Origin of the sequence: Photobacterium kagoshimensis, from assembly GCF_050337045.1 — a bacterium.
GTDB classification, from domain to species: domain Bacteria; phylum Pseudomonadota; class Gammaproteobacteria; order Enterobacterales; family Vibrionaceae; genus Photobacterium; species Photobacterium kagoshimensis.
Window position 1 is genome coordinate 196,628 of sequence record NZ_JAKJSO010000010.1, and the last position, 26,650, is coordinate 223,277.

Genomic DNA, 26,650 nt, shown 5'->3' on the forward strand with positions numbered 1-26,650 from the left:
ATAACAATGGTACTAAATGTTAAAAAAATACATGTAATATGTATAAGTAAACTCAACTTTAAAATCAAGCCTTTATATTGAATAAGTAAATCTAACATGATTTTATAAATACCAACTTTCACGCATAAAGCCCCCTCGTTACCTGTGTTGCACAAGTAAAGTAACCGAGAGTTACATGAAAACTATTCGCCTGAACGTTGTAATTGTAAGTTTGCAACGTCAGTTAAAAAGGTCACCATTTTTACGCGGCTGACATTGTATTCAAAGTTTGGCGCTTCGCAATGTGGTGATGGTTGCATGCTAAAGGCAGCATGACTGCTTTCGGTGATAAACTGACAAGCTGCCCACTGTTCACAGGCTTGATTTCGTTCAATTTCTAGCTGCTCCCAATACGTTGAAAAGTGACCAAGTGCAAAATGTAATTGTTGGAAATTTTCATCTGTCAGCTCTGGGCGTAGGTTGGCGAGCTCATCTTTACGATCACGAAGGAAGGAATCGAACGAAGAAGACAGTTCATTTGACGCAGAGCTATAGCAAGTCTGTTCAACATACTGGCTCACATTCAACGGTTGTTCGGCGGCTTGCTGAGAGCTGCATGCAGTCAGACAGCTTAAAAGAGGTAACAACATGCTTTTCATTGTCAGAGCCTTCCCGTCAATACGTATTGTCAGTATTGACCGAAAATAGCGCCACGGTAAAACGAAGCGCTATTTTTCTCATTGGTGAGACAAATATAAACAGTCATCGAACCGTCTTTAAATAACGCCACCAGCAGATAACAAAATCGCCTCGTCACCCACATTTACTTCACCATCTGCAAGCACACGGCAACATACTCCACCGCGCCAGTCTGGCATAAGCGCTTGTGTCAGCCCTTGATGCTGCTCATCCATACGAGGACAGGGATCTGTCTCGCAGGTGATTTCTAGTTTCACATCACCAATTTGGATCACATCGCCGACGTTCATTTCGCTAAAGCGGATACCCTTGACCAAAATATTAGAACGACGCACTGTCCAAGGAAGTTCAGCACTCACATCGTTACAGGCATCTTGCCACGACTCTGCGCTCAACACCGTTAGCTGACGTTTTCCGGGTTTACCACGAAAATCACCGACAACACCTTGCTCGGTTGTGATCGCAGCTTGTGTCATTTCTTCCATTGGGGCACGTGATTTTTCACGTTTAGCAATCGCTAATACTTCCATCCTTACTTCCTTTTATTATTCAATGCGACGAATAAGGTATCTTGCCATATTTCTGGTACTAACCCACCCTCAATGTCCCCATCATTTTGGTTAAAACATAAGCACACCGTTTTCTTTTACCCTTTATGCACTTAAGCCATCTACAGCGACTAAGCCTTTCCATAAGATATTCATCCAATATAAAGGATCGAACAGGCTCATTTTCAGCATTTCCTACTGTATTGAATTCTTTACTGATTAATTCATTAGTATCTCATGCGCAATTTAACATTTTAGTTACACTTAACCTATTAGGTTTATCATCACTTAACGCTAAGTTTGATGGATCAAACGCGTAAAAACTCTGACTGTAAGGTAAATGTGCGAATAAGATGTCAGACCAGCCGCTATGACATGGTCGTTAATCTGTGACGATAAACACGGGTTCATCTATTGCAGCTAACCATTGTAGCTGCGAGACAAGGAGCTTGAGATGAATGTTCAAGCAATGCCGATGCATCGATTCATTGATCACACAGGCGCTCGGGTTGCTCCGCTGCCTGCTTGGTTAAATCATGACATGCTGGTTGGCTACTACCGTGACATGGTGCTTACCCGCGTGTACGACAACAAAGCCGTCGCGCTTCAACGCACAGGCAAACTCGGTACTTATCCGTCACACCTTGGTGCAGAAGCCATAGGTATTGCCATTGGTCGTACACTAAAACCTGACGATGTTTTTATACCCTATTATCGTGATATGCCAGCTATGTGGGCACGTGGCATTGCGATGGAAAAAAACCTCCAATATTGGGGTGGCGATGAACGTGGTAGTGATTTTCACTCTGAATCTGTTCCGCACGACCTCCCTTTTTGTGTGCCTATTGCCACCCAATGTACCCATGCTGTCGGCGTCGCAGCAGCACTTAAAATCGAAGGTGGACACCATGCAGCACTAGTAACCTGTGGTGATGGTGCAACCTCCAAAGGCGATTTTTTAGAGTCTATTAACTGTGCTGGTAGCTGGAATGTTCCCTTAGTTTTTGTCATCAACAACAACCAGTGGGCGATCTCTGTTCCGCGCGAAATTCAATGTGGTGCAGCATTTCTTGCCGATAAAGCAAAAGGCGCAGGGATCCCAGGGATCACAGTGGATGGTAACGATGTGGTTGCCATGCTTGATGCTGTCCGTACGGCACTTGACCATGCCTACAAAGGCAAAGGAGCGACGCTAATAGAAGCAATTAGCTACCGTTTAAGTGACCACACCACCGCCGATGATGCCAGCCGCTACCGCAGTGAAGATGAACTACAACAAGCGTGGCAATACGAGCCAATTAGTCGCCTTAAACACTACCTCATACAAGCTGATTTATGGAGCGAACAAGACGAAACCGAGTTATTAGAGCGGTGTAGAAAAGACGTAGAAGCTGCGGTTGAGCGTTACCTCGCGATTATTCCACAAGCGCCTGAGTCCGCGTTCGATTATTTATACGAATCGCTCAGTGATGATTTACATCAACAGCGTGATGCCATCATCAACAAAGCAATGCGTATGCAAGGAGCGAAACATGGCTGAGATGACGTTATTAGAAGCTGTTAACCTAGCCTTGCACCATGAAATGGCAAGCAATCCGAAAGTCATCGTCCTGGGTGAGGATGTCGGTGATAACGGCGGTGTTTTCCGAGCTACGGTTGGACTTAAAGACAAATTCGGCTGCAAGCGTGTTATCGATTCCCCACTCGCCGAGGCTTTGATTGGTGGTGTAACAGTAGGCATGGCAAGCCAAGGGTTGCGTCCTGTAGCTGAATTTCAATTCCAAGGCTTTGTCTTTCCAGCACTAGAGCATTTGATGTGTCATGCTGCACGATTGCGTAATAGAACCCGTGGCCGCCTTACCTGCCCAGCCGTTTTTCGTGCCCCTTTTGGTGGTGGTATTCATGCACCAGAGCATCACTCTGAAAGTATTGAAGCGCTGTTTGCCCACACGCCGGGATTTAAAGTGGTGATCCCATCATCACCACAGCGCGCATATGGTTTGCTGCTTGCCGCCATTCGCAGTAACGACCCTGTGATGTTTTTTGAGCCTAAGCGTATCTATCGGACTGTTAAATCTAACGTTGAAGATAATGGTAATGCGCTACCACTTGATACCTGTTTTACGCTACGTAAAGGTCGCGATATTACCTTAGTCACCTGGGGAGCGTGCGTAGTTGAATCCTTGCAAGCAGCCGATCAACTCTCTAAACAAGGCATCGAAGCTGAAGTAATCGATGTTGCCTCAATTCAACCGTTAGACATGCGCACTATCTTTGCCTCGCTGGAAAAAACAGGCAGGCTACTGCTTGTTCATGAAGCCTGTAAAACTGGGGGAGTGGGTGGCGAAATTATTGCCCGCACAGCAGAACACGCCATGTGTTTATTGAAAGCACCGCCAAAGCGCGTAACAGGGATGGACACTGTAATGCCTTACTACCGTAATGAAGACTACTTCATGATCCAAGAAGCAGACATTATTGCGGCTGCCAGAGAATTAGTGGAGGGTTGGAAATGAAAGCATTTACATTGCCCGATCTCGGTGAAGGTCTAGCTGAATCTGAAATTGTCGAGTGGCACGTCAACGTTGGTGACGTTGTAACACTCGATCAGGTTATCCTAACCGTTGAAACCGCCAAAGCCACCGTCGATGTCCCCGCCCCTTACAGCGGCCTTATCACCAGTAGACAGGGTAATGAAGGCGACATTATTAATATCGGCAGCCTACTTGTCGAAATTGATGAGCAAGTAACCGCAACAACTGCGGCTTCTGGGGCAAGCTTACCTTCACCGCCTTCAGTCAACAGTGAAACAACAGCACCTAGCAGCTCAAAAACGCATGAGCCAAGTGCTCACAACTCAAGCGCGCCCAATTCCACAAAAGATGCTGCAACAGTGGTCGGCAATGTTTCTCAAACAAGCCACAACATCAATATCGATGAATTTTGGGTTGGCAACGAGCAGTCACACGATGAAAAAATGGTGATCACTGCACTCCCTTCTGCACGCGTTTTAGCACAAAAGCTCGGTATAGATTTACACCATATTCAAGGCTCTGGCCCCGATGGGGTGATCCTCGACTGCGATGTACATCAAGCTAGCGATCAACAACGGCCAGGTACTGAAATGTTAAGAGGAGCGCGTCGCAGCATGGCGGCTAGTATGGCTAAAGCGCACCAGCAAATAGCAGCCGTCACTATTACCGAAGAGGCCATATTAAGTACATGGGCGACCAATGAAGATATTACCACTCGCTTAGTACAAGCCATTGTCGCCGCCTGTAAAAAAGAACCCGCACTTAATGCGTGGTTTGATCCTGATACCATGACGCGCTGCGTCCATAGTATGGTGAATATTGGGGTTGCAGTAGACAGCCAGTATGGGCTTTATGTTCCCGTGATCCGCCATGCGGATGAGTTCCAGGCCGAAGACATTAGAGAGTGGATTAACGACACTGTCGCAGGTATAAAAGCACGGAAAATTGGCCGAGAGCAGCTGCAGCACGGCACCATTACGCTCACCAACTTTGGCGCAATAGCCGGCATTTATGCCACCCCTGTTGTCTCGCCTCCGCAAGTCGCGATTGTTGGTGCGGGTAGGATCATCAAGAAACTGGTACTCACTAACGGGAAAGTCGAACAAGTAAATGCACTCCCATTATCAATGACTTTTGATCACCGTGCCTGTACAGGCGGTGAAGCCGCGCGATTTATGAAAGCCTTAGTTGCACATTTACAGGACAAAGACTTCACTAAATCATGAGTGTTTTCTTCACTTTCATCTAAAAATAACTGAGCGTCTATCATGTGCGTGTTACGCGCTTTCTCGACCAACGACTCAAACAAAACACAAGTATGATAGCGCTTTGCTTGTGTTTTTCATTTGGCGGAAAGTTCTCATGATCAGAACGGTAAAATGTAACAAATAATAACCAGATATAAGCTAATTCATTGTTTCCCTGCTTTATCATTTACACTTCGACATACTCTTTCCACTCAATTTAAAGCGCTGTTTTATTCATCAGGTTCTGTTCAGTGTTTAGCTTTACTATCATTTATATCAAATAAAAACAGCCAGCAGGACCGAACTATGACTCTTTTGCTAAAAACTTCTATCGCCGCTGTACTGAGTGCCACTTTACTAACAGGTTGTGTTAATCCAGATCCAAATGCAGCAACTAAACAAGGTGCCATTGGTGGGGCATTGCTCGGGTTAACCATGGGTGCACTAACTGGTGATGCAGAGCTTGCAGCCAAAGGAGCAATCGCAGGTGGTGTGGCTGGTGGGGTAAGCGGTTCTATGGTTGATCTTGATAACAACCGCGATAATCAACGCCATTCAAGCCGCGATGACGCCATTGCCCAAATAGGGAATAGTCAACAACAAGGTGCTAACGCAACCCCTAGCCCTACTCAACCTCAGGCTTGGGCAGAACTTGATAAATTCACGGGTAACTGGCAAGTCGCAATCTGGAGCAATACAACGGGGGAAACCATTAATGCAAAAGCAGATGCCTCTGGCGCTTTGACCAAAACAACAGCAGCTCAGGTTGCTATCAATAACCTACAAGTCAACGGCACAGCCAATTCACTCGCCATGACAGCAGAGTTTAGCTTTACACCTGCAACGGGTTATATCCTTTCTGTAAAGAACAATGTTGATAACACTACCGCTCAATTTGTGGGTGAGTACCAAGCAGCCAATAATCGCTACAACTTTTATCCAGAATCTACCGATGTTAGTGTCATTAAAGGCGTTGATGCCTCGCAGGTTCGGTTAGAACTTGGCTTTGCGGGTAACAATGTGTGGATGGTTGATACATGGGCCGCTATTGACGGACAAGATGTTAAAGTTCAGTCATATCGCTTTACTCGAAGCTAATTTATTGAACTTCTATTAATGCCTAATCCACTGCCGCAAGTCAGTTACTTGTACTTTTGAGTACGCTTTATCCTTAACGAATAAACGCATTTCTCTACGGCACACAACGAATGTGTGCCGTTTTTCTAGCTTTTGACTCTCATTCACTCAGCCAAGCTCATCAATCAGCGCAGGAAGTATTTCGAATAAGTCTCCGACTAACCCATAGTCCGCAATCTCAAAAATCGCCGCATCGGGATCATTATTAATCGCAACGATCACCTTGGAATCTTTCATCCCTGCTAAATGCTGAATAGCCCCTGAAATCCCTATCGCAATGTACAAGTCAGGTGCAACAATCTTCCCGGTTTGACCTACTTGTAAATCATTAGAAACATAACCTGCATCTACCGCGGCCCGTGACGCTCCTATCGCTGCATCCAGTTTATCGGCAAGTTGTTCTACCATGGCAAAATTTTCTTTACTGCCGAGCCCTCGTCCTCCCGAAACCACTACCCGCGCTACTGGCAATTCAGGGCGAACGCTCGCAACCACTTGCTGTGAAACAAATTCAACGAATGGAGATTGATGGGTTATTGCTACCATTTTCACTGGTACAGATCCCTGAGAGTCAGGAAGTTGCTCTGCAACGTCAAACACCGATGCCCGTACCGATATCACTTTAATAAGGTCGTTAGAACGAACCCGAGCTAGTGCATTGCCCGCATAAATTGGCCGAATAACCGTATCTTTCGATTCAATATCTATCACATCAGAAAGCATACCTACATCCAGTAATGCCGCTATCCTTGGCAAGATGTTTTTACCAAACGTAGTCGCAGCAGCGACTATATGACTATAGCCTTCGCTACTATCACGGTGCTCACCAACCATTGCTTCAACCAGCACTGATACATTTTCAGCAATACCGTACTGATAACAGTCGGCATCCGCCACCAACACTGTATGTATCCCTTGTACATCTTGTACTTGGCTAGCAATCGCGGCCAGACTTACCCCAGTAACTAAGATATCTATAGGCTGATCTAACTTTTTCGCTGCACTCACGACTTTTAAGGTGTCATTACTAAGTAATTGCCCATTATGTTCCGCAATAATTAAGGTTTTCATTCAATCACCTTTGCATCATTTCGCAATTTAGTTACTAGTTCTTGCACGGATTCAACACGGATCCCAGATTGACGCTTAGGTGGCACCATAATGTCGATAATTTGCTGCCTTGGTGCTACATCAAGCTCAAATTCGTCAATTGTGATGACGGCTAATGGCTTACGCTTAGCTTTCATAATGTTGGGTAAAGAGGCGTAACGCGGCTCGTTCAATCTCAGATCTGTACTAACAATGGCAGGCAATTGAAGGGATAAAGTTTCAAGGCCACCGTCTATTTCTCGGGTTACCGTTGCGCTTTGTGTGTTTACCACTAATTCTGAAGCAAAAGTGCCTTGAGGGTACCCCGTTAACGCTGACAACATTTGAGGGACTTGGTTATTGTCGGTATCAATAGATTGCTTACCCAATAACGTCAGAGAGGGTTGTTCTTTTTGTACTAACGCATTGAGTAACTTGGCTACGGCGAGAGGTTCCAGTTTATCATCCGTTGCAATATGAATCGCACGATCCGCCCCTAATGCGAGCGCATTACGTAGTTGCTCTTGGCAAGCATTATCACCTATTGATACGACAATAATTTCAGAGGCAATGTCGGCCTCTTTTAAGCGGACGGCTTCTTCAACGGCAATTTCACAAAATGGATTCATGGCCATTTTGACATTGCTCTCTTCAACACCACAGCCATCACTTTTCACCCGAATTTTCACATAAGGATCAATCACACGCTTTATCGCTACTAGCACTTTCACAGTGTCTTCCTTCTTAAAAAAGAAATGTTTTTGAGAGCCTATGCGCGATATTTTGTCTTGTGATATGTGTGGCACATGTGCCTCAAAATGATACTTTGAGCCTAGTTTAATTTACGTTTACGTCAACTGCATCCAGCTGTGCTCAACTACGCTATAGTTAAATTTATACTGTAAATCGCCAGTATAAACGTCTACAAATCCCACGCAGAGGTAGCTTTGATGGAACATGAATGTATGGAGTTTGATGTGGTGATTGTTGGCGCAGGCCCTGCTGGTTTAGCGGCCGCTTGCCAATTAATGTTATTAACAAAACAGCAAAACACCGCTCCGCCTAGTGTCTGTGTGCTTGAAAAAGGTGCAGAAGTTGGCGCTCATATTCTCTCTGGCGCGGTATTTGAAACTCGCGCACTTGACGAGCTTTTTCCTGATTGGGAGCATTCCGATGCCCCTATCGTGACCCAAGTCACCGAAAACTACCTGTATTGGTTAACCAATGCCAATAATCATCTGGTCGTCCCTGAGCACCTCGCGCCTGACAGTATGAATAACGATGGTAACTACATCATTAGCTTGGGCTTACTGTGCCGTTGGTTAGCCAAGCAAGCAGAACAACTTGGTGTGGAAATTTTCCCGGGCTTTGCTGCATCCGATATTTGTTATGACAGCAATAATGCCGTCACGGGTGTAATGACTGCAGATATGGGGCGCGATAAACAAGGCAAACCGAAGGCCACTTTTGAATCTGGTATCGAGCTAAAAGCCAAGTACACGATTTTTGCTGAAGGCAGCCGTGGACACTTAGGAAAGCAGCTTATTACGCATTACCATTTAGACAGCAATAAACCGCCACAGCACTATGCGCTGGGTCTCAAAGAATTATGGAAAATCCCTGCCAAACAACATCAAGAAGGGCTAGTGATCCACGGTACGGGCTTTCCTCTCAGTGAATCGGATACAACAGGGGGGAGTTTCCTTTATCACTTTGAAGGCAATCGTTTAGAAGACCAAAATTCAGAAGAGAAGTATGTCGCCGTTGGCTTAATCGTCGATTTAAATTACCAAAACCCTTATTTGAGCCCCTTCGATGAATTTCAAAAAATGAAACACCACCCTGTCTTTGCCCAGTATTTACATGGCGGGGAACGCATCAGTTATGGCGCAAGAGCTATCACTAAAGGTGGCTTATCATCACTGCCTCGCCAGCAGTTTCATGGTGGATTATTGATTGGTTGCGATGCAGGTACATTGAACTTTGGCAAAATTAAAGGCTGCCACACTGCGATGAAATCTGGCATGCTTGCCGCCCAAGCAATACATGATGAACTCACTGCTGGCTTTACTCATACAGTACCCGGTTACGAACGCTTATTTCATGATTCTTGGCTATACCAAGAGCTTCATCAATCGCGCAATGTTGGTGCTAACATCCATAAGTACGGCCAACTATTCGGAGGCGTGCTCACCAGTATTGAACAAAACTGGTTAAAAGGCCGTGCAACGTGGACGCTACACGACAGCTTGCCTGATCATTTAAGCTTGAAGCCTCTCGCCAAATGTAAGCCTATCGCTTACCCCAAACCAGATGGCATGTTGAGCTTCGACAAAGCCTCATCGTTATATTTATCGGGCACTCAACATGAAGACAATCAACCCTGCCATTTGGTATTAAGTGATCCTATGCTACCTATCACTTCTCATTTAGCTGAAAACGGGGAACCCAGCCAGTATTACTGCCCCGCTGGCGTATATGAAATCGTCGAGGACGCAGGCCAACAGCGTCTAGTGATCAACGCTGCTAACTGCCTTCACTGTAAAACCTGTGATATCAAAGATCCTTCGCAAAACATTACTTGGCGCCCACCAGAGGGCGGTGGCGGACCTAATTATCCGAATATGTAACCCGTATTCTACTGGCAATAAAGCAAACAACGAATGACGCAGAAAGAACATTGAGAGTGCCGATTATTGGCACTCTTCATTAATCCAATCAACATAACCTTTTAAACCGCGACTAATTGGCAATTGGATAATTTCAGGCGTTTCATAGTCATGTAATTTTACAATTTCGGCTTCCACCGCGTCATAAAGTGAAACTTTGGTTTTTATCATCATCTGCTTTTCAGCATCGCAGTTCACTTCACCTTTCCAGTGATAGTAGCTTTCAATGGCTTGCACTTGGATACACGCCGCTAACCGCTGTTCAATCAAAGCATCAATAATACGTTTGCCCACTTTTTCGTCTGAGAACGTAGTCATCACTACACAGCACTGCTCGGTCATTTTTTTCTCTCTGTTGTATTCATTAAGAGTGAGTATATCGCTCTTTCTCTTTCTCTTTCTCTAAAGTAGAACCTTGTTATTTTAATCGCGATCAAAAAGGGAGCACCAAGCTCCCTTACTTATCATTTACCCGTTAATTGCTATTCAGCACACTTAGAGACCATGATTTGACGCGGGCTGCCTTGATCGCTAAATTTCAAACTCCACACATAGCGACCCGCCACTGGGAGCGTGACTGCGGTATCTTTACCGTAGCCGCCAAACTGTAGGGTTTTCTCTTGCCCAGGCTTTAGCTCTAAACCCTCAGCTGTGTATTGTGGCGACCAATCTTTAGTCGCGTACTGCATACGATAAGCCCCCGCCACTTCATCCACCACCACTTGGTAAGTGTTGTCACCTTTATAGCTGTAAGCACGGTTTTCTTTATGTTTCCAGCCAGAATCTGCAAAATCACCCACCACATACATGGTTTCCGTCTTAGGACCAGCCTCTGCTACTGTTGGGTTATCACACTGCGCCATAAAGCCTTTTCCCGTTAGCACAGCGGCAGTTGTTTCAACTTTTACCCCTGCATTGGAGGTTTTTTCTATCTCAAGAAAACGGGCTTGGAAACCTGATAGTGGGATCTGATACTCTCCGTTCACAGGCGTAAAACGGGCTTGGGTTTGCAAGTCAACCAAAGCGCCTTCCGATGCAATATCAGTCGCTTTAAGGGTTAACACATTTGCTTTCGCTTGAGTGCTCACCATGTAAAGTAAGGCGTCTTCACCTTTCTGCTTATGATCAACATACACAGCGTCTGTCGCTAATACCGAAGTACGCTTACCATGCACTATTGCAGGGTGCTGCTCGCGAAGTGTCATTAACGAAGCAACATAATCTCGCAGTTCAGTCTGTTGTTGGTTTAATTGCACCGTTACACCGTCAATTTTGGCACTACTACGCGCCACATGATCATCACAGTAACCTTGCAGCGCACAAATATCACTGCTGGCTTTATCCGCAAAGTTAGGGACTTCATCACCCACTTCTTCACCGTAATACAAGGTGATCGGGCCGTTATACGCCCCTAAGAAAGAAAGTGCAGCACGATGACGCGCCCAGTATTCTGCCTGATCAGGCTTAGCGATGTTGCCCCGTTGTAATAAATCACCAAAGCGGACGAGATCATGATTGCCCAGCATCAGGTTAGGCTTTGCATGTGGCGGGTATAAATCGTGTAGCTTCATGCCTTCAGCTAACCATTCACCGCCTTTAGCGCCATTGCTGTTTTCATTAACCGCGAACGTTTCTACAACGCGATAACGTACAGGGAAATCAAACGCCGAGCATAGAGCAGGATCTTTTTCTGGACCGTAACCTGTACGAGTAATGTAGTTTTCGTTGTTCCAAATCTCAGCAACCATATAGCCTAATGGATGCACAGTGTCACCCTCAGCATTTTGATAGGTTACCGACTGCGAAGCTTGATCAACGCTTTTACGCAGTGCCTTCCAAGCTGGTAGTGGCACTTGGTACGCTTGGTCTAACCGCCATCCATCTATCTTGAGTTCTTTAACCCAGTAAGACGCGACTTCCTGGTAAAAAGCGAGGCTTTCTGGGTAATCGACAGGATTACTGTCACCAGCGGGAAGGCGGCCTTGCGGCGATGGCACGACATTGTCTTTATGGTGACCAAATACACCATCAAGGAACACATACATGCCTTTCGCATGCGCTGCTTCAACTAATTCACGCGCTTTATCCATATCGCCAAAACGTGGATCAATACTAAAGTAGTCACTGGTAAAATAGCCTGTCGCATCTAAACGATCAGCCCAATGGTTTTGTCCTTCATCGGGAATGGAATTGAAAATTGGCGTTAACCAAATAGCGTTCATACCAAGCGATTGAATATAGTCGAGTGAATCAATCACACCTTGTAAATCACCTTTATGGTGGCTGGTGCCGTAACCCGTACCGTGTCCGATACTGTCATCGCCATTTACAAAACTTTCGACCATCACTTGATAAATACGTAAATCTTGCGATTGCTCAACCATAGGTACTGCGCATTCATAGGATTCGCTAAGATAACCTAACGCTTCATTATTTTGTGTGCTTTGGCAGCCAGCAAGAGCACTAGCAACCATGATCGCTAACGTTGTTTTTCCTATCCTTTTATTCACGATGAAGTCCTTCAATAAATTATTACTTATTATTGTTTGTCTTATATTTAGATAATTTCATCGTTATTATTAGCGATATGAATATGTATTACCCCATCCTTATAGCACTTTATTGCAGGCGTAGAACCAAGGCTGAGAGATCAAGGTCACATTCAGTACAGCTATAATTCTAATCGCTGTTTTTATTAGACTTTCACATATCGTTCAGCCTGATTTTTATTCCTATTACTCCTGATCTTTCATCGTTCTACCGAGGGATCTATACTTAACGAATAATCGGCATCCAGTGGCATTTTTGGCACACTTTGTTCCGCTTCTTTCTGTGCTCTTTTTTGCTTCTGTTCAATCTTCGCCAATAACAATAACGGCAAAATTATCAAACCCGCTCCAATAAGCATTTCAATTTCAGGAATTTCACCAAACCACACAATGCCAACTAAGACAGCCCCTAATAAGCCACTGTATTCTGCACTCGCAATTTTATTACTTTCAACCGAACGATAAGCAACAACGCAGGTTGCAGCGTAAATCAGAATGAAAAAGCTTGAGCCCGCCGCTGTTAGTAATGGTGCCCAATTCCATGTTTCACCCTCCCACAAAGCTAGCCCGAGAGATGCAGGCATACCGACCGCATTGGTTAGCAATAATGTCTGCGCAACAGTTTGGTTAGTAGGTAACTTACGTATCAGCAAGTTATTTCCAGCCAAGGTTAGCGCAACGACCAGTGCTGAAATTGCAGCCCAATCAATGTGTGTTGGGCGAATAACCACCAGCACCCCAATAAAACCCACCACACCAGTTATGACAGAGTGCTTGCTCAGCTTTTCACGGAAGAAAACGAATGCTAGCGGCAACATAATAAGCGGGGCTGCATAAAAAATGGCATTTGCTGTCGCCAGCGGCATTGAATTAATGGCAAAAACCATAAAAACAGCACCAAAAAGCCAAATATGGCCGCGAAGCGCATGCCATTTCAGCCCACGGCTGAATTCAGAAAAAGAGCTTTTGGCGCAAAATGGCAATAAGATAATCACCGCCGTTAGCTGCCGGAAAAAGACAAACTGAAACACAGCGACACCATCATCAAGCGTTTTAATTAGCGCATCTGAAAATACCGCAATTAAATTACCAACAATCAGGAGTATCATCGCATAACCGACACTTTTATTAGACATTGAACACACTCTTAAACCCTGTGAAAATTTTATGCAGCGTATTCAATCTCCAAAATGAAGTATAATGATAAATATTACTTTAGTATGAGCTATTTCGATAATGAAGCTTCCACCACTCCGTGCTGTTCACTGCTTTGAAGCCGTCGCCCGCCATAATAGCTTTTCGCAAGCTGCTGAAGTGCTCAATGTCACTCAAAGTGCCGTGAGTCATCAGGTGAAATTACTGGAAGATTATTTAGGAAAACCGCTGTTTATTCGCCAAGGCAGGCTGCTTTCTCTCAGTGAGGACGGTAAGCACTATTACAATACGATCAGCGATGCGTTGCAAGATATCGCGTATGCCAGCCAAGTAATAAAAGAAGGTAAAAAAGGGCAATTACGGCTCGCAATGTACAGCACCTTAGCGGTTAAATGGCTTATCCCTCGTCTTGATAAACTTAGGCAAGAATACCCTGAGATCAATCTATCTTTAACCATGGTTGCGGACGAACCCGACTTTAACGATCAGACTGCCGATTGCTTTATTACTTGTAAGCCCCCCAAAGCCAAATACACCAGTGATCTCCTTTATAATGAACGACTATACCCAGTATGTAGTAAGCAACTATGGGAAAAAATCAAAGATCAACCTATGCCTGATGCACTGTGGCATTTCCCGCTTTTATCTGTTAAATCCGTACTTCCAGCAGGTAAAGAAGGTGATGATTGGCGTACATGGTGCCAGTTAGGGCACTTTCAATTACCTAACCATGCTCAAATGCACTATTTTAGTCATTTACTACTCTCAGCAGAGGCTGCGCGTTACAACCAAGGAATCGCGCTATTAAACCACTACTTTATGACAGAAGAAGAACATCAGCACGAACTGGTACGTATTCCACTCCATGATCTTCCGACTGGGGATAGTTTCTATTTCACTTATAAAGAAAGCAGTGTCGATCAGCCAGATATACGTAAACTCGGAGCGTGGCTACGACGTCAATGTGATGAAATGGAACCGCATTAGTTTCATTGTGGCTATTTATATATTAGTAAAACAACTTCCACCACTTGAAATATTATTCACAGAATCACAATAAATAATCCAATCACCTACACGAGATCACAGGAAAGGTAATAAATGGCAAAAAGAGGTTTTATAGCAAACGTTATAACATAAATCGCGATACTAAGTTGATTCTGACAAGAGTGAGAGAAGGTACAACACCATTAGCAATAAAGCGACGACGGGGTTATTGCGCTTTTGTATTTTGTTGCAACTTCGCACTCGAAACCAACAGACTTTTGTGGCACATTAACGCCAAAGTACGAGGAGTTATCATGGATAAACTATTTACAGTATTAAACAAGATTGCCGCCTTCATGGCGATGATCATGTTTGTGATTGGCGGTGGAATGGCGCTATACGTCGCTTTCTATGGGCCATAGTTAGACTGTGGGTCTACAACCTGATTAAAGGAAACAATGTGAATTTTCTTGATCGTCTAAACATTTATTTTTATCACAAAGACAGAAATAAAAAGTGGCCAGACAATCCGCCAAAAATTCTTGGCTGGCGAGATGAAGAGTCGCAACTTTCACGCTTTCGTATCATAGCAAAACAACACGACTTCAATCATAAAAGCGTGCTCGATTTAGGATGCGGCTACGGTGACTTTAAACCCTTTATTGATCAGCACTACGATATTGCGTATTACACTGGCATCGACCAGCATAAAGCTTTCATAAAAGAAGCGAAGAAACGCCAACTAACGGCAAGTGAATTCGTTAACGCAGACTTTGCCCGAGATACTTTGCCAAAGCACGACATAGTGATTGCTTCAGGCTCACTAAACTACCATAGCAGTGACTCAAATTATCTCGTCAATATGATCAGTAAAATGTACCAAACCGCGAATGATGCCGTGATCTTTAACCTTCTCAATGCAAAAACATTTCCTGAAGATACCCTGTTAAAAAGTTATCACGCCGATCAGGTCCTCGCTTATTGCCGCAGCTTATCAAGCGACAGTTATATCGAGGATCAATATTCCACTGACGACTTCACTGTGGTATTAAAAAAACCACAAATAATTCAAAAAGATAAATAAGTCAGATCAAAAAAGGATTGGCATTACGGCCAATCCTTCTTGGTATAAAACTGCTATTTTTATTTATCAATCAATTACTCATACTCTGACGCATAGGTTTCTTCATAAGTGTGAGAGTAAAGCTCGAACAAGTTACCAAACGGGTCTTCTAGGTAAACCATCTTAGCTTGCTTGTTATCATCTTCAGGGTGGTAGCGCATAATGTCCATGCGTACTTTACCGCCAAATTCTTCCGTACGTGCAATCACGCCATCAAAATCATCGGTTTGCAGACAGAAATGGAAAATACCGATTCGAGAAAAATCAACCTCGTGTCGCTCTTGGCGATCTTTCATTTCAAACAGCTCAACACCAATACCATCGGTTGTGACTAAATGCGCAATGTTGAAACCTTTAAACCCTTCACCAAAAACAGCGATACACATGCGGCCGATTGCTGTCTCACGTTCTTCTTCAACTTTGGTATTGCCCATCACGACTTTTAGACCCAGCGCGTTAGTATAAAACTCAACGGCTTTATCCATATTACCCACCATGATGCCTACGTGATTCATTTTCATAACTAACTCCAGATGCAATATTCGGTTCGTGTTTTGTTTCGATGGAATGAGTATATGAAAGAGCGCTGATTAGTTGAAATTATCAAAAATAATTAAAATGATAACCAATTGTTATTACTTCGCACGCAAGTAAATCAACTGCACAGCTATACAGCCATAGCTAGCTGTTCACTCATATGAGCCCAGTCGAGTTCAACTTGCTTCGAATCCCCCCGATTACGAGACGTCTGGCCATGAAAACCTGTATGTGCCTGCGCATACACATAGCAGCATTGACCACTCTCTAATGCAATAGCAAACGGGCTCTGAATTGCAAGACCTAACCGTTTGTAGCGTGCTCCACCGTTCGCAACAGAAAGCGCATTAAACACATTAAGTCCTAAGCAAATTACTACTTGAGGCGCGACAATATTAACTTGGGGTAAAGCATAACGCTTGGCGCTGTCGACTAAACCTTGCCATGTCATAGCAGCTGATAATGAACCACTTTTAATATAAGGGTAAAGATTAGTCGCAAAAGTATCCTCCAATCGAAGACTAAAGTGACGAGCAAGAAGTGCAGTTAATTGCCGAGACGTTGGTAATTTCGTATCTAGTCCTAACGCAACTAATTCAGGCTTAAACGCTTTCGATAAGTATTCGCTTGATGCCCAGTCTTGCAGTAGCACCATAACCGTCGCATTCAAATTAGATGCTGATTTAGTATAAGGCGACACCCACTCGGTATCGTATGCACCACAATAAAAATCAGCGATAGAATTAACGTTTTCAGGTGTATTTTCTCTTCGTTTTTGGGCTAGCTCAGTAAGACGCTGACGTTTATGTCCATATTTCAACGCTGTCACAATAGTATTTTCTACAAGAGTCATCTTTATTCCAACAATCTATTGCGCGTCAACATCACTGAACCTCTATTACACGGATCAGTAACCTATTCGGCCGCAAGTTCTTTAACTAAAAAATCCAACCACGCTCTAATATGGGGTTTGGGGTATTCCATGCCTTTGTAAACGGCAAAAATTTCACCACTATCATGCTCAGACGATCTCGCCGTCCAGTTAGGTAAGACTTCTACCAACTGCTGAGATTTCAAATAAGGTTCCACCATCCATGTCGACAGCAGTAATACACCCGATCCGCATAATGCAGCACTGAGTAATGGCGAGCCCCCTCTCGACGCTAAATTGCCGCTAACGGGAATGCGCCGCTGCTCTGTATCATTAGAAAAGTAGAAATAATTGCGTTGACGCGCATGGCTAATTAACAAACAGTTATGTTGCTGTATATCTTCAGGCTGTTTAATTTCAGGATGAGCGGCAAGATATTCAGGCGTTGCCACCAAAGACGTTAGATTTGGCATTAACTTACGCGCTTTTAAATTACTGTCTTGTGGTGTACCAATGCGAATAGCGATATCAATGTTCTCGCTGTGCAAATCAACCATATGGTTATCTAAGTCGATCTCCACCGTCACTTGTGGATACTTAGCTAAAAAGCGAGGTAATAGAGGGGCGAGCACCAAATTACCAAAACTTTCAAACACTGAAATACGCAGCATACCTTGCGGCTCAGCGCGGTCACCTTTCATCTCTGAAATTAACTTATTGGCATCAAACAATATTTTTATCGACTCTTGATAAAAATACTCACCTTCTTCGGTTAAAGACACGCTACGCGTACTACGTCTAAAGAGTGTTGATTGCAGCCTATGTTCCAAGTTATCTATTGCCCGAGAGACAGAAGAAGGTGCCATGTTAAGTGCCTGTCCTGCTTTTGAAAAGCTGCCAGATTCGACAACCTGCGCTAATATTCTAATTTGATTTAACATTTTCCACCTTTGCGAATTACGCAAAACTTATTTAGGTTCAAGAGGCATTCTGCACTCAGGTATTTTAGCGCACAATTCATCTTGTCGATAAGACGAACCAGCTTATAAATCAACTCTATAAAGAAATTATATTAAAGGTAACATTATGAATAACCGTATCGCTATCGCAGAAGTTCAACCTAAAGCACTAACCGCTATGCTAGGTCTAGAAGGTTACCTTGCTACTACCGAATTAACGGCTGCATTAAAAGAGTTAATCAAACTAAGAGCCTCAATGATTAACCAATGCGCATATTGTATTGAAATGCACACAAAAGCGGCATTAGAGCTAGGTGTGGAACAACAAAAGATTTTTGCGCTTTCTGCATGGAAAGAATCACCACGTTTTGACGAGAAAGAACAAGCCCTACTGCAATTAGTTGATGAAATGACACTCATTCATCAAGCCGGTGTGTCAGATACGACTTACCAAGCTTGTATTGAACACTTTGGTGAGCAACAAACAGCAGAAGCAATGATGCAAACCATCACAATCAATGCATGGAATCGCTTTGCGCTTGCGACAAAAATGCATCACTAATTCTAAAATACACAGTTAGAAGGCATCATTATGAAAATATCTCTTTGCTTGCATACAGAAAGAACCAAAGTAGATACTCGCTACGAGGAAGCTTATCAAGGATTCATACAACTTTGTAAGCAAGGAGATCAAAGTGGTTTTTACACCATTTGGACAGGTGAACATCACGCCATGGATTTTGCTATTTCACCTAACCCTTTACTTACCATTGCCGCACTGTCGGATCAGATCCAGCACGCACGTTTAGGCACTGCCACTATTGTAACCCCATTCTGGCACCCTATTCGCTTAGCAGGCGAAATTGCGTTTACGAACCAAGTCACTAATGGTCGTTTAGAGGTAGGACTGTCCAAAGGGGCATTTCAATATGAATATGATCGGCTGACCAGTGGCATCACTCATCCACAAGCGGGCGAAATGTTACGCGAACACGTAATTGCCGTGCGCAATTTATGGAAGGGAAATTACGCCCATAGCGGAGAACATTGGCAGTTCCCCGTCACATCGGTTACACCGCAGGTTTCAAGCAAGGATCAGCCGCCAATTTGGATTGCAGCACAAAGCCCAGAAACTGTCGCTTTTGCTATCGAACATGAGTGCCATGTACAAATGACACCACTATGGCTGGGTATCGATAAAGTAAAAGACAGTATTGCCATCTTTAATCATGCAGCTAAAAACGCTAAATATGACGCAAAATTAATGCTTCTTCAGCACGCTTACATCGTAGAAAACGAGCAGGAAAAAGCGCAGATGCTTGAGCATTTTAGTCATTATTACAGTGAGTTTTCTGCTTGGTTCAATCAAGCAAACACCGTCTCAAATGGAAGGCTGCAGGGTGAGGTTGTTGTACCTGCTGGTTTTTCACCAGCAGATTTAGCAAAAAACTTACTTATCGGAACAGCTGATGAAGTATTAGAAATACTGAAAACATATCAGGCCCTCGGTGTTAGCGAATTTGCACTTTGGCTTGCCAATGGATTAAGCCATGAGCAAAACAAGCGTTGTTTAGACGCTTTTACACAAGATATTTTGCCCGAGTTTAAATAGCGCATTAGTCAGTCACACAGCTTTCAGGAAATTAATAATGAATACAGTGGAGATGTTAGGGTACGCAGCATCGATAATGATTGCTCTATCGCTAACAATGAAAAATATCGTGAAACTACGTGTTCTCAATTTTATTGGTTGCATGCTTTTCACTACCTATGCGTTGCTGATTAACGCATGGCCTGTCGCGGTAACCAATGGTTTTATCGCCTGTGTTAATGTTTACTTTCTTCTAAAAATACATAGTGAAAAGTCAAACCGTCACAGTCCATTGCATAGCAGCAAAGTATAACCAAAGCGCGATTTATGAGAAACGGCCTAGAGGATAAGTCCTTTAGGCCGTTTTCTGAATTGCACTATTATATAGTTGCGCTGTTATATAGTTGCACTGTTATATAATTGTGCTGTCATGCCAACCTAACTGTGTTAGTTCACTACAAGCTTACATTCGCATACCGCCATCCACTTCAATAACACGGCCGGTTAGATAATCATTTTCAAGAATGAATTTAACGGTATGGGCAATCTCAGCCACGTCACCAATTCGCCCTAATGGCACCATTTTCTCAAGCCGTTCTATGGCTTCTGGTTTGAGCTGCTCCGCCATGGCTGTTTTGATAACTCCTGGCGCAATGGCCGCTGCGCGGATCCCGTATCGGCTTAGCTCTTTCGCCCAACATACCGCCATAGTCGCTACTGCTGCTTTTGAGGCCGCATAGTTAGTTTGACCAATATTCCCCGCCCGTGCCACACTCGAAATATTAATGATCACCCCTTGGCGATCCGTCTCTATCATTTTCGCTGCCGCCTCACGACCACACAGGAAAGTGCCATTTACATTCACATTCATCACTGTCGTGAACTGCTCTAATGACATCTTCGACAAGATACCTTCTTTTTGCTTAACCAGTAGCCCATCTCTGAGTACACCTGCATTGTTGATTAAGCCATCAAGCTGGCCAAAATCTTCAACAATATTGCTAAATGCGCTCTCAACATCAGTTTCATTGGTCACATCTGTTTTGTAAATCATGGCGCGAGCACTAAGCATGTGGCATTGATCTTGGGTCTGCCTAAGGGCTTCTTCATTCACATCAATTAGAGCGAGATCAGCCCCTAATTGCGCCAAAGTGATTGCCATCATTTGACCTAATCCTTGTCCTGCCCCCGTTATCGCAATTACGCTCTCTTTAATCTCCATGGGCGAAAATCCTTATCACTATTTCTTTGAATACATTTTAAAAATACTCGAAAAGTCTAGTGCTTCATTTCCTCTCGCATTGTGAAACGCGTATAAATTTCGGGCTAAACTGCCCATAGGGATCGCACTTTGGCTTTTTAAAGCAGCATCAGCCCCTAACCCTAAGTCTTTTAACATCAGCTTACTCATGAAACCGGGCTGATATTGGTTGCTAGCGGGTACGTTTGGCATAACACCAGGGCAAGGGTTATAGAGCTCTAATGCCCAGTTACGCCCTGAACTTTGTAGCATGATATCGGACAACACTTTAGGATCGAGGCCGTTGTCGATACCCAGACTAAGCGCTTCACAAGCACCAGCCATTTGTATTGCTAGCATCAGGTTATTACAAACTTTGGCCATTTGACCATCCCCAGCCTGTCCAGCATGGAAGATGTTCTTACCCACATGTTGGAGCACTTGCTGAGCTTGCTGAAAACCTATGCTTGAGCCACCGACAATAAACGTCAGGGTGCCCGCTTCTGCCCCAGCAACACCTCCAGAAACAGGTGCATCAACAAACTCTAACGCTTTATTGTGGGCTTCATTGGCAACTAATCGTGCTGAGTCAGGATCTATGGTTGAAGAATCAATCAAAAAAGTATTCGCACTGACCATGTTAAGTAAGCCAATACCGCCATGATGATCACCCAAATAGACAGCGCGTACGTGTTCGCCCGCAGGTAGCATGGTGATGACAGTATCGACGCCCTTTACAGCATCTTCCAATGAATGGGCAACAACCGCACCCAGAGGTGCTAATGCTTTCGCAGCAGTCTCATTAATATCAAACACTCGCACTGAGCAGCCTGCCTTGAGTAAGTTTTTCACCATAGGTGAACCCATGTTACCAAGACCAATAAATGCAATCGTGTTCATTATGACTCCTATTCTTTATAGGGGGTTCGCTAATACATACGTGGGCTATTTGGGGTAATCCATTTCCTTTTACTCAGTCAAAAGCCATTGCCAGTTAAGCCAGCTAATGGATGACTCTCTTCTGGCCATAACGACGTAAATAGCGTGTCGATAATACTGCTATCCACTTGCTCTACCGTAGGAAATAACCATTTAGGATCGCCTGTTTTGTCGATTAAGCGTGCACGGACACCTTCTTGAAATTCCCCCAATTCGCCACAACGAACCGATAAGCTCAGCTCCAACTGAAAGCAATCTGCGAGATCAAGATCGGAATATAGGGTGACTTGGCGAAAACAGATATGTGCCGATATAGGACTGCCAGCGGCCATGGTCGCTTTAGCCTTTTCCATCCATTTATCGTTAGCGATTAATGCATGAATATTGCTTGTGATCTGATTAAGATCATTACCCATACAAGCGGTTTGGATCTGATCGAAATAAGGCGCTAATTGCTTAGCTGGAAGTACGAGATCTGTTTGCGCAGCCACACTCAAATTCACCAACGCTTGATCCACCAGCAAGTAAGGATTATCACTGGCTTGCCAAGGAAGTTGAACCAGCTCGTCCAACAACTGATCTTTATGATCAGCGGGAATAATATGTTCAGCAATATTGAGTGCCAGCGCGTCAGGTGCATTTATCACCGCGCCTGTCAGCCCTAGGAAAAGCCCGATCCCCTGCGGTAATTGATTTAAAAACCAAGTTCCCCCAACATCTGGGTATAAGCCGATTGTGATTTCAGGCATCGCGAGTTTAGATCGCTCAGTGAGTACACGGTGACTCGCGCCCACATACAGGCCTATCCCACCGCCCATGACAATACCGTCACCCCAAGCAATAATAGGCTTACTATAGGTGTGGATCAGATAATCGCACTGGTACTCTAACGTGAAGTAGCGCGTCAGGAACTCGGACGCCTGACAGTTCGGGTTATCTTCCGACATTTCATCTTCAGACATTGCATGATACATCGCTCTTACATCGCCCCCCGCGCAAAATGCCTTTTCGCCTGCCCCACACAGTACTACGCAGCTAACCATGTCATCGCGTTGCCATTGCAACAGTTGCTGATAAAGTAAGTTGATCATTTCAAAGCTTAATGCATTTAACGATGCTTGATTATCGAGCTCTGCCACCCCAATCAGATGACCACTTCTCGATACAAGCAGTTGAAAGTTAACTGTGCCCGTCATCGCTATCCCTCACGTTTATCTGATACTTGATAGTGTTCTCGTTATCCGTTATTGATTCTTCCATTGCGGCGAGCGTTTTTCTAAAAAGGCTTGAACACCTTCTTGCTGATCTTCGGTATCAAATAAGCGTACAAACAACTCACGCTCTTTCATTAATCCATGGTGATGTGATTGTGATCGGCAATTTTGAATCAATGTCTTACAAGCTGTTACCGATGATGGCGACTGATTCCCCACCGAGTTTGCCAGTGCTAATGCCACCGCCACACTTTCGCCAGTTTCAACCACCTCTTCGACCAGTTTAATGGTTAATGCTTGCTCGGCACTTATCTGCTCACCGCACAAAATAATACGCTTCGCCCAGCCCTCACCCACCAGCCATGTCAGATTTTGCGTCCCCCCCGCGCAAGGTAATAGTCCAACCTTGGCTTCGGGTAATGCCATTACCGCTTGCTTCTCAGCAATGCGAATATCACACGCAAGTGCCACTTCTAAACCACCGCCCATCGCGTAACCATTAATGGCGGCAATAGAGACCCCTCGAAATGCCGAGAGTGTTTCAAATGCTTCGCCAAACAACCTTGCCATATCAAGCGCTATCGCTTTATCACCGTCAGCAAACAGTTTTAAGTCTGCCCCCGCTGAAAAAAACTTGTCGCCTTCACCTGTGATCACACAGGCATAGATATTTTTATCCGCATTGAGCGATTCAATGATCTGCTTGAGTTGAGCCAAGCTATCAACCGCCCAAGTATTGGCTGGCGGATTATTCATTGTTAGTAGAGCAACATGCCCATGCTGTTCAACCTTTATCACACGACTGTTTTGCTGTGATTGAGATTCGGGTTTCATTATTATCCCCTCCGCTGCCCCTGACTCTTAATGCTTAGTTCTGGATCCGACTAAAGCAAGTCAACACCTTCACTTAACACCCTGCGAGCGATGATCAAGCGCATGATTTCATTGGTACCTTCTAAGATCTGATGCACGCGAACATCGCGGCAATAACGTTCAAGCGGGTATTCTTGAATATAGCCATAACCACCAAAGATCTGTAAGGCTTGATCGCATACCTTAAAACCCACATCGGTCGCATAGCGTTTTGCCATGGCGCAATAAGCGGTTGCTTCTGGATCGGCTTGATCCAATTTAAAAGCCGCGTAACGCACCAACTGTCTGGCCGCAACCAACTCGGTTGCCATATCGGCTAATTTGAATTGCAGCCCTTGAAATTGAGATAACGAACGACCAAATTGCTTTCGCTCACTCATGTATTGCTTCGCCTGATTCAAGGCCTGCTGAGCAGTCCCAATCGAGCATGACGCGATATTGATCCGTCCGCCATCAAGCCCTTTCATTGCAAAGGTAAACCCCTCACCTTCTTTACCTAATAAGGCAGAGGCTGGCACTTTTACCTTATCGAAAGTAACCGAGCGTGTCGGCTGACTATGCCAGCCCATCTTGGGCTCTTTTCTGCCATAGCTGATCCCATCGGCATGCGCATCCACCACAAAAGCTGAAATGCCTTTCGCTCCTGCTTCCCCTGTTCGTGCCATCACCACCAATACATCAGTATCACCCGCACCTGAAATAAAGGCTTTCGCGCCATTTAGCACATAACCATCACCTTGCTTAGTGGCGCTAGTCGCTAATGCCGCTGCATCTGAGCCAGCGTTCGCTTCGGTTAAGCAATACGAGCCAAGGTGTTCACCCGTGACTAGCTGTGGGCAATACTGAGATTTCGCCTCCTCGGTACCAAAACTCGCGATCATCCATGTCACCATATTATGGATCGTCATAAAGGCCGTGGTAGAAGTACACCCCATCGCAAGCTGCTCAAAAATAATAGAGGCATCAAGTCGATTTAAGCCCATACCACCGCTTATTTCTGGCGTATAGAGGCTCATAAACCCCATGTCACCCGCGGCTTTCAGGACATTTTTGGGGAAAATACTGTGCTGATCCCATTCCGCCGCCATGGGCAACAACTCTTGATTCGAAAACTGTTGCGCGGTTTCAGCGAACGCACCTTGGTCATCGGAAAGATCAAAGTTCATGGTAACTCCTCACTTCATCTGACGTAGATCGAGTAACGGCAACGCGCTCTATCGCAACTGAATCGTCATGTTCAACGCTGCTGGAATATCATCATCAAACCAGCGGGCGGTAACCGTTTTGGTTTCGGTATAAAAGCGTACAGCTTGCTTACCATAAGCATGCAAATCACCGTAGAAACTGCCACGCCAACCCGTGAATGAAAAGAAAGGCAGTGGCACAGGAATAGGCACATTGATTCCCACTTGTCCCACTTGAATATGGTGCTGGTATTTACGTGCCGCCGCGCCACAGGCAGTAAAGATTGACGTACCATTGCCGTAAGGGTTTGCGTTCACTAAGGCTATGGCGTCTTCCAAGCTATCAACAGTCATGCACAATAAAACAGGGCCAAAAATTTCTTGCTGATAAATCGCCATGTCCGTCGTTACACCACTAAATAGGGTCGGTGCGAGCCAATTTCCTTGTTCAAACCCGTCGACGCTATAATCACGCCCATCAAGTTCACAAATCGCTCCCTGCTGCTTGCCTTGCTCGATAAGGTTAACAACGCGCAACTTTGCAGCCTCACTGATCAAAGGCCCATAGGCGGCGGATTCATCATCCCATACGCCAGGGGTGACTTTTGCCATCGCCGCTTTTAGATCCGGTAACCAACTATTGGCCTCACCAACAAACACAGCGACAGAAATCGCCATACAACGCTGCCCTGCCGCCCCGACCGATGCCCCAACCAAGTTATTAATGACTTGTTCTTTATTGGCATCAGGCATCACAACCATGTGATTTTTAGCCCCAGCAAACGCTTGTACCCGCTTAAAGTAGGTCGTAGCCGTTTGGTAGATATATTGCGCCACAGGCACTGATCCAACAAAAGACACAGTTTTAATATCAGGATGGGCGAGCAGCTGATCAACTTGATCTTTTTGACCATGAACAACTTGCAGCACACCTTTAGGCGCCCCCGCTTGCTCAAAAAGTTCAGCTAATCGCATCGCTGTGAGCGGCACTTGTTCCGACGGCTTCAACACAAAGGTATTACCGCACGCGATCGCCATTGGAAACATCCACAATGGGATCATGGCTGGAAAATTAAAAGGCGTAATACCACTGCACACCCCTAACGGTTGGATGAGTGAATAACTGTCGATATCCGTAGCAACATTCTCTACCGTTTCGCCCATCATGAGACTTGCAACATTGGCGGCTTGCTCGACGACCTCTATCCCGCGCCACACATCCCCTTTCGCATCTACCGTGGTTTTTCCCGTTTCAAATGAAAGCAAATTCGCAAGCTCATCATGATGAGTTTTGAGTAAATGTTGATAATTGAGCATTAATCGCGCCCGTTCAGGCGTCGCAACTTCTTTCCACTCAAGAAATGCAGCTTGAGCATGGGCTATTGCGCGATCAATTTCAGCTTCGGTAGCACAAGGGAGTTGAGCGATAACGTCATTGGTCGCAGGGTTGGTGACATCAATCCATTGTTTGGATTCAGATTGATGAAATTCGCCTTCAATATAAAGGGGGACTAACTGAACCATAG

27 protein-coding genes are annotated in these 26,650 nt (G+C 44.8%); 11 read left to right on the plus strand and 16 right to left on the minus strand.

All coding sequences use genetic code 11. The annotated features are described in order from the left end of the window. Nucleotides 1-182: 182 nt before the first annotated feature. Complete coding sequence (locus L4C35_RS06545) at nt 183-638, minus strand: hypothetical protein (protein ID WP_428462120.1); 456 nt, start codon at nt 636-638, stop codon at nt 183-185. Between the two features lie 117 nt (nt 639-755). Beyond that, nucleotides 756-1,208, minus strand: a complete 453-nt coding sequence (locus tag L4C35_RS06550) for an MOSC domain-containing protein (protein WP_428462121.1) — start codon at nt 1,206-1,208, stop codon at nt 756-758. A gap of 472 nt (nt 1,209-1,680) precedes the next feature. On the opposite strand from L4C35_RS06550, the gene pdhA reads away from it, so the two are divergent. From pdhA to L4C35_RS06570, 4 genes are all read left to right on the plus strand, one after another. Then, nucleotides 1,681-2,766, plus strand: a complete 1,086-nt coding sequence (gene pdhA / locus L4C35_RS06555; RefSeq protein WP_428462122.1) for a pyruvate dehydrogenase (acetyl-transferring) E1 component subunit alpha — start codon at nt 1,681-1,683, stop codon at nt 2,764-2,766. Further along, nucleotides 2,759-3,742: an alpha-ketoacid dehydrogenase subunit beta gene (locus tag L4C35_RS06560; protein WP_428462123.1), complete on the plus strand. Its 984-nt coding sequence runs from the start codon at nt 2,759-2,761 to the stop codon at nt 3,740-3,742. The genes pdhA and L4C35_RS06560 overlap by 8 nt, the downstream gene beginning before the upstream one ends. Further along, entirely contained in the window at nt 3,739-4,986 is a 1,248-nt protein-coding gene (locus L4C35_RS06565; RefSeq protein ID WP_428462124.1) for a dihydrolipoamide acetyltransferase family protein, read from the plus strand. The genes L4C35_RS06560 and L4C35_RS06565 overlap by 4 nt, the downstream gene beginning before the upstream one ends. A gap of 327 nt (nt 4,987-5,313) precedes the next feature. After that, entirely contained in the window at nt 5,314-6,105 is a 792-nt protein-coding gene (locus tag L4C35_RS06570; RefSeq protein WP_428462125.1) for a YMGG-like glycine zipper-containing protein, read from the plus strand. A 147-nt stretch (nt 6,106-6,252) separates the two neighbouring features. Here L4C35_RS06570 and L4C35_RS06575 read toward each other — a convergent pair whose 3' ends face one another. Together L4C35_RS06575 and L4C35_RS06580 are read right to left on the minus strand one after the other, a co-directional pair. Next, on the minus strand, nt 6,253-7,215 hold the full coding sequence (locus L4C35_RS06575) for an electron transfer flavoprotein subunit alpha/FixB family protein (RefSeq protein ID WP_428462126.1): 963 nt from the start codon (nt 7,213-7,215) through the stop codon (nt 6,253-6,255). Next, nucleotides 7,212-7,964 (minus strand): electron transfer flavoprotein subunit beta/FixA family protein, encoded by a 753-nt coding sequence (locus L4C35_RS06580; RefSeq protein WP_428462127.1) that lies wholly within the window; start codon nt 7,962-7,964, stop codon nt 7,212-7,214. Before L4C35_RS06580 ends, L4C35_RS06575 begins: the two co-directional genes overlap by 4 nt. 219 nt (nt 7,965-8,183) lie before the next feature. On the opposite strand from L4C35_RS06580, the gene L4C35_RS06585 reads away from it, so the two are divergent. After that, a complete protein-coding gene (locus tag L4C35_RS06585) occupies nt 8,184-9,863 on the plus strand; it encodes an electron transfer flavoprotein-ubiquinone oxidoreductase (protein WP_428462128.1) in 1,680 nt (559 codons plus the stop codon). A 63-nt stretch (nt 9,864-9,926) separates the two neighbouring features. Here L4C35_RS06585 and cutA read toward each other — a convergent pair whose 3' ends face one another. From cutA to L4C35_RS06600, 3 genes are all read right to left on the minus strand, one after another. Continuing rightward, entirely contained in the window at nt 9,927-10,244 is a 318-nt protein-coding gene (cutA, locus tag L4C35_RS06590) for a divalent-cation tolerance protein CutA (protein WP_428462129.1), read from the minus strand. A gap of 140 nt (nt 10,245-10,384) precedes the next feature. After that, entirely contained in the window at nt 10,385-12,376 is a 1,992-nt protein-coding gene (locus L4C35_RS06595; protein WP_428462339.1) for an alpha-amylase family glycosyl hydrolase, read from the minus strand. Nucleotides 12,377-12,651: 275 nt separating this feature from the next. Continuing rightward, nucleotides 12,652-13,587, minus strand: a complete 936-nt coding sequence (locus L4C35_RS06600; protein WP_428462130.1) for a DMT family transporter — start codon at nt 13,585-13,587, stop codon at nt 12,652-12,654. Between the two features lie 100 nt (nt 13,588-13,687). Here L4C35_RS06600 and L4C35_RS06605 point away from each other — a divergent pair, with 100 nt between their 5' ends. From L4C35_RS06605 to L4C35_RS06615, 3 genes are all read left to right on the plus strand, one after another. After that, on the plus strand, nt 13,688-14,593 hold the full coding sequence (locus tag L4C35_RS06605) for a LysR substrate-binding domain-containing protein (RefSeq protein ID WP_428462131.1): 906 nt from the start codon (nt 13,688-13,690) through the stop codon (nt 14,591-14,593). A 314-nt stretch (nt 14,594-14,907) separates the two neighbouring features. After that, the gene (locus L4C35_RS06610) at nt 14,908-15,015 is read left to right on the plus strand and encodes a 3-ketoacyl-ACP reductase (RefSeq protein ID WP_428462132.1); all 108 of its coding nucleotides are present in this window, start codon (nt 14,908-14,910) and stop codon (nt 15,013-15,015) included. A 38-nt stretch (nt 15,016-15,053) separates the two neighbouring features. Then, nucleotides 15,054-15,677 carry a methyltransferase domain-containing protein gene (locus L4C35_RS06615; RefSeq protein ID WP_428462133.1) on the plus strand — a complete coding sequence of 208 codons (624 nt, stop codon included), beginning with the start codon at nt 15,054-15,056 and terminating at the stop codon, nt 15,675-15,677. A 74-nt stretch (nt 15,678-15,751) separates the two neighbouring features. Here the strand turns inward: L4C35_RS06615 and L4C35_RS06620 are convergent, their stop codons facing one another. From L4C35_RS06620 to L4C35_RS06630, 3 genes are all read right to left on the minus strand, one after another. Further along, the gene (locus L4C35_RS06620; protein ID WP_428462134.1) at nt 15,752-16,237 is read right to left on the minus strand and encodes a VOC family protein; all 486 of its coding nucleotides are present in this window, start codon (nt 16,235-16,237) and stop codon (nt 15,752-15,754) included. A gap of 146 nt (nt 16,238-16,383) precedes the next feature. Then, nucleotides 16,384-17,106: a hypothetical protein gene (locus L4C35_RS06625; protein ID WP_428462135.1), complete on the minus strand. Its 723-nt coding sequence runs from the start codon at nt 17,104-17,106 to the stop codon at nt 16,384-16,386. Nucleotides 17,107-17,168: 62 nt separating this feature from the next. Next, entirely contained in the window at nt 17,169-18,065 is an 897-nt protein-coding gene (locus tag L4C35_RS06630; protein ID WP_428462136.1) for a LysR family transcriptional regulator, read from the minus strand. Between the two features lie 145 nt (nt 18,066-18,210). On the opposite strand from L4C35_RS06630, the gene L4C35_RS06635 reads away from it, so the two are divergent. Genes L4C35_RS06635 through L4C35_RS06645 form a run of 3 tightly spaced genes read left to right on the plus strand, consistent with a single transcriptional unit; the run spans nt 18,211 to nt 19,987 of the window. Then, entirely contained in the window at nt 18,211-18,645 is a 435-nt protein-coding gene (locus L4C35_RS06635; RefSeq protein ID WP_428462137.1) for a carboxymuconolactone decarboxylase family protein, read from the plus strand. 30 nt (nt 18,646-18,675) lie between these two features. Beyond that, nucleotides 18,676-19,695 carry an LLM class flavin-dependent oxidoreductase gene (locus tag L4C35_RS06640; RefSeq protein ID WP_428462138.1) on the plus strand — a complete coding sequence of 340 codons (1,020 nt, stop codon included), beginning with the start codon at nt 18,676-18,678 and terminating at the stop codon, nt 19,693-19,695. Between the two features lie 37 nt (nt 19,696-19,732). Then, complete coding sequence (locus L4C35_RS06645) at nt 19,733-19,987, plus strand: hypothetical protein (RefSeq protein ID WP_428462139.1); 255 nt, start codon at nt 19,733-19,735, stop codon at nt 19,985-19,987. A gap of 150 nt (nt 19,988-20,137) precedes the next feature. On the opposite strand, the gene L4C35_RS06650 is transcribed toward L4C35_RS06645, so the two are convergent. The 6 genes from L4C35_RS06650 to L4C35_RS06675 form a co-directional block, all read right to left on the minus strand. Next, entirely contained in the window at nt 20,138-20,896 is a 759-nt protein-coding gene (locus L4C35_RS06650) for an SDR family oxidoreductase (protein ID WP_428462140.1), read from the minus strand. 18 nt (nt 20,897-20,914) lie between these two features. After that, a complete protein-coding gene (gene mmsB / locus L4C35_RS06655) occupies nt 20,915-21,814 on the minus strand; it encodes a 3-hydroxyisobutyrate dehydrogenase (protein WP_428462141.1) in 900 nt (299 codons plus the stop codon). 77 nt (nt 21,815-21,891) lie between these two features. Beyond that, on the minus strand, nt 21,892-23,049 hold the full coding sequence (locus L4C35_RS06660; protein WP_428462142.1) for an enoyl-CoA hydratase/isomerase family protein: 1,158 nt from the start codon (nt 23,047-23,049) through the stop codon (nt 21,892-21,894). A gap of 48 nt (nt 23,050-23,097) precedes the next feature. Then, a complete protein-coding gene (locus L4C35_RS06665; RefSeq protein WP_428462143.1) occupies nt 23,098-23,901 on the minus strand; it encodes an enoyl-CoA hydratase in 804 nt (267 codons plus the stop codon). 50 nt (nt 23,902-23,951) lie between these two features. After that, on the minus strand, nt 23,952-25,106 hold the full coding sequence (locus L4C35_RS06670; RefSeq protein WP_428462144.1) for an acyl-CoA dehydrogenase family protein: 1,155 nt from the start codon (nt 25,104-25,106) through the stop codon (nt 23,952-23,954). A 48-nt stretch (nt 25,107-25,154) separates the two neighbouring features. Beyond that, nucleotides 25,155-26,648, minus strand: a complete 1,494-nt coding sequence (locus L4C35_RS06675) for a CoA-acylating methylmalonate-semialdehyde dehydrogenase (protein WP_428462145.1) — start codon at nt 26,646-26,648, stop codon at nt 25,155-25,157. Nucleotides 26,649-26,650 lie beyond the last annotated feature (2 nt).

Excerpts from the sequence above, each read along its gene's own strand:
- L4C35_RS06645 (WP_428462139.1), top strand. The coding sequence starts at position 19,733 with ATGAATACAGTGGAGATGTTAGGGTACGCAGCATCGATAATGATTGCT.
- L4C35_RS06650 (WP_428462140.1), bottom strand. The coding sequence starts at position 20,896 with ATGGAGATTAAAGAGAGCGTAATTGCGATAACGGGGGCAGGACAAGGA.
- L4C35_RS06560 (WP_428462123.1), top strand. The coding sequence starts at position 2,759 with ATGGCTGAGATGACGTTATTAGAAGCTGTTAACCTAGCCTTGCACCAT.
- L4C35_RS06585 (WP_428462128.1), top strand. The coding sequence starts at position 8,184 with ATGGAACATGAATGTATGGAGTTTGATGTGGTGATTGTTGGCGCAGGC.
- cutA (WP_428462129.1), bottom strand. The coding sequence starts at position 10,244 with ATGACCGAGCAGTGCTGTGTAGTGATGACTACGTTCTCAGACGAAAAA.
- L4C35_RS06620 (WP_428462134.1), bottom strand. The coding sequence starts at position 16,237 with ATGAAAATGAATCACGTAGGCATCATGGTGGGTAATATGGATAAAGCC.
- L4C35_RS06675 (WP_428462145.1), bottom strand. The coding sequence starts at position 26,648 with ATGGTTCAGTTAGTCCCCCTTTATATTGAAGGCGAATTTCATCAATCT.
- L4C35_RS06565 (WP_428462124.1), top strand. The coding sequence starts at position 3,739 with ATGAAAGCATTTACATTGCCCGATCTCGGTGAAGGTCTAGCTGAATCT.
- L4C35_RS06550 (WP_428462121.1), bottom strand. The coding sequence starts at position 1,208 with ATGGAAGTATTAGCGATTGCTAAACGTGAAAAATCACGTGCCCCAATG.
- L4C35_RS06635 (WP_428462137.1), top strand. The coding sequence starts at position 18,211 with ATGAATAACCGTATCGCTATCGCAGAAGTTCAACCTAAAGCACTAACC.
- pdhA (WP_428462122.1), top strand. The coding sequence starts at position 1,681 with ATGAATGTTCAAGCAATGCCGATGCATCGATTCATTGATCACACAGGC.
- L4C35_RS06670 (WP_428462144.1), bottom strand. The coding sequence starts at position 25,106 with ATGAACTTTGATCTTTCCGATGACCAAGGTGCGTTCGCTGAAACCGCG.
- L4C35_RS06640 (WP_428462138.1), top strand. The coding sequence starts at position 18,676 with ATGAAAATATCTCTTTGCTTGCATACAGAAAGAACCAAAGTAGATACT.
- L4C35_RS06545 (WP_428462120.1), bottom strand. The coding sequence starts at position 638 with ATGAAAAGCATGTTGTTACCTCTTTTAAGCTGTCTGACTGCATGCAGC.
- L4C35_RS06605 (WP_428462131.1), top strand. The coding sequence starts at position 13,688 with ATGAAGCTTCCACCACTCCGTGCTGTTCACTGCTTTGAAGCCGTCGCC.
- mmsB (WP_428462141.1), bottom strand. The coding sequence starts at position 21,814 with ATGAACACGATTGCATTTATTGGTCTTGGTAACATGGGTTCACCTATG.
- L4C35_RS06665 (WP_428462143.1), bottom strand. The coding sequence starts at position 23,901 with ATGAAACCCGAATCTCAATCACAGCAAAACAGTCGTGTGATAAAGGTT.
- L4C35_RS06625 (WP_428462135.1), bottom strand. The coding sequence starts at position 17,106 with ATGACTCTTGTAGAAAATACTATTGTGACAGCGTTGAAATATGGACAT.
- L4C35_RS06660 (WP_428462142.1), bottom strand. The coding sequence starts at position 23,049 with ATGACGGGCACAGTTAACTTTCAACTGCTTGTATCGAGAAGTGGTCAT.
- L4C35_RS06630 (WP_428462136.1), bottom strand. The coding sequence starts at position 18,065 with ATGTTAAATCAAATTAGAATATTAGCGCAGGTTGTCGAATCTGGCAGC.
- L4C35_RS06600 (WP_428462130.1), bottom strand. The coding sequence starts at position 13,587 with ATGTCTAATAAAAGTGTCGGTTATGCGATGATACTCCTGATTGTTGGT.
- L4C35_RS06570 (WP_428462125.1), top strand. The coding sequence starts at position 5,314 with ATGACTCTTTTGCTAAAAACTTCTATCGCCGCTGTACTGAGTGCCACT.
- L4C35_RS06575 (WP_428462126.1), bottom strand. The coding sequence starts at position 7,215 with ATGAAAACCTTAATTATTGCGGAACATAATGGGCAATTACTTAGTAAT.
- L4C35_RS06610 (WP_428462132.1), top strand. The coding sequence starts at position 14,908 with ATGGATAAACTATTTACAGTATTAAACAAGATTGCCGCCTTCATGGCG.
- L4C35_RS06595 (WP_428462339.1), bottom strand. The coding sequence starts at position 12,376 with ATGGTTGCTAGTGCTCTTGCTGGCTGCCAAAGCACACAAAATAATGAA.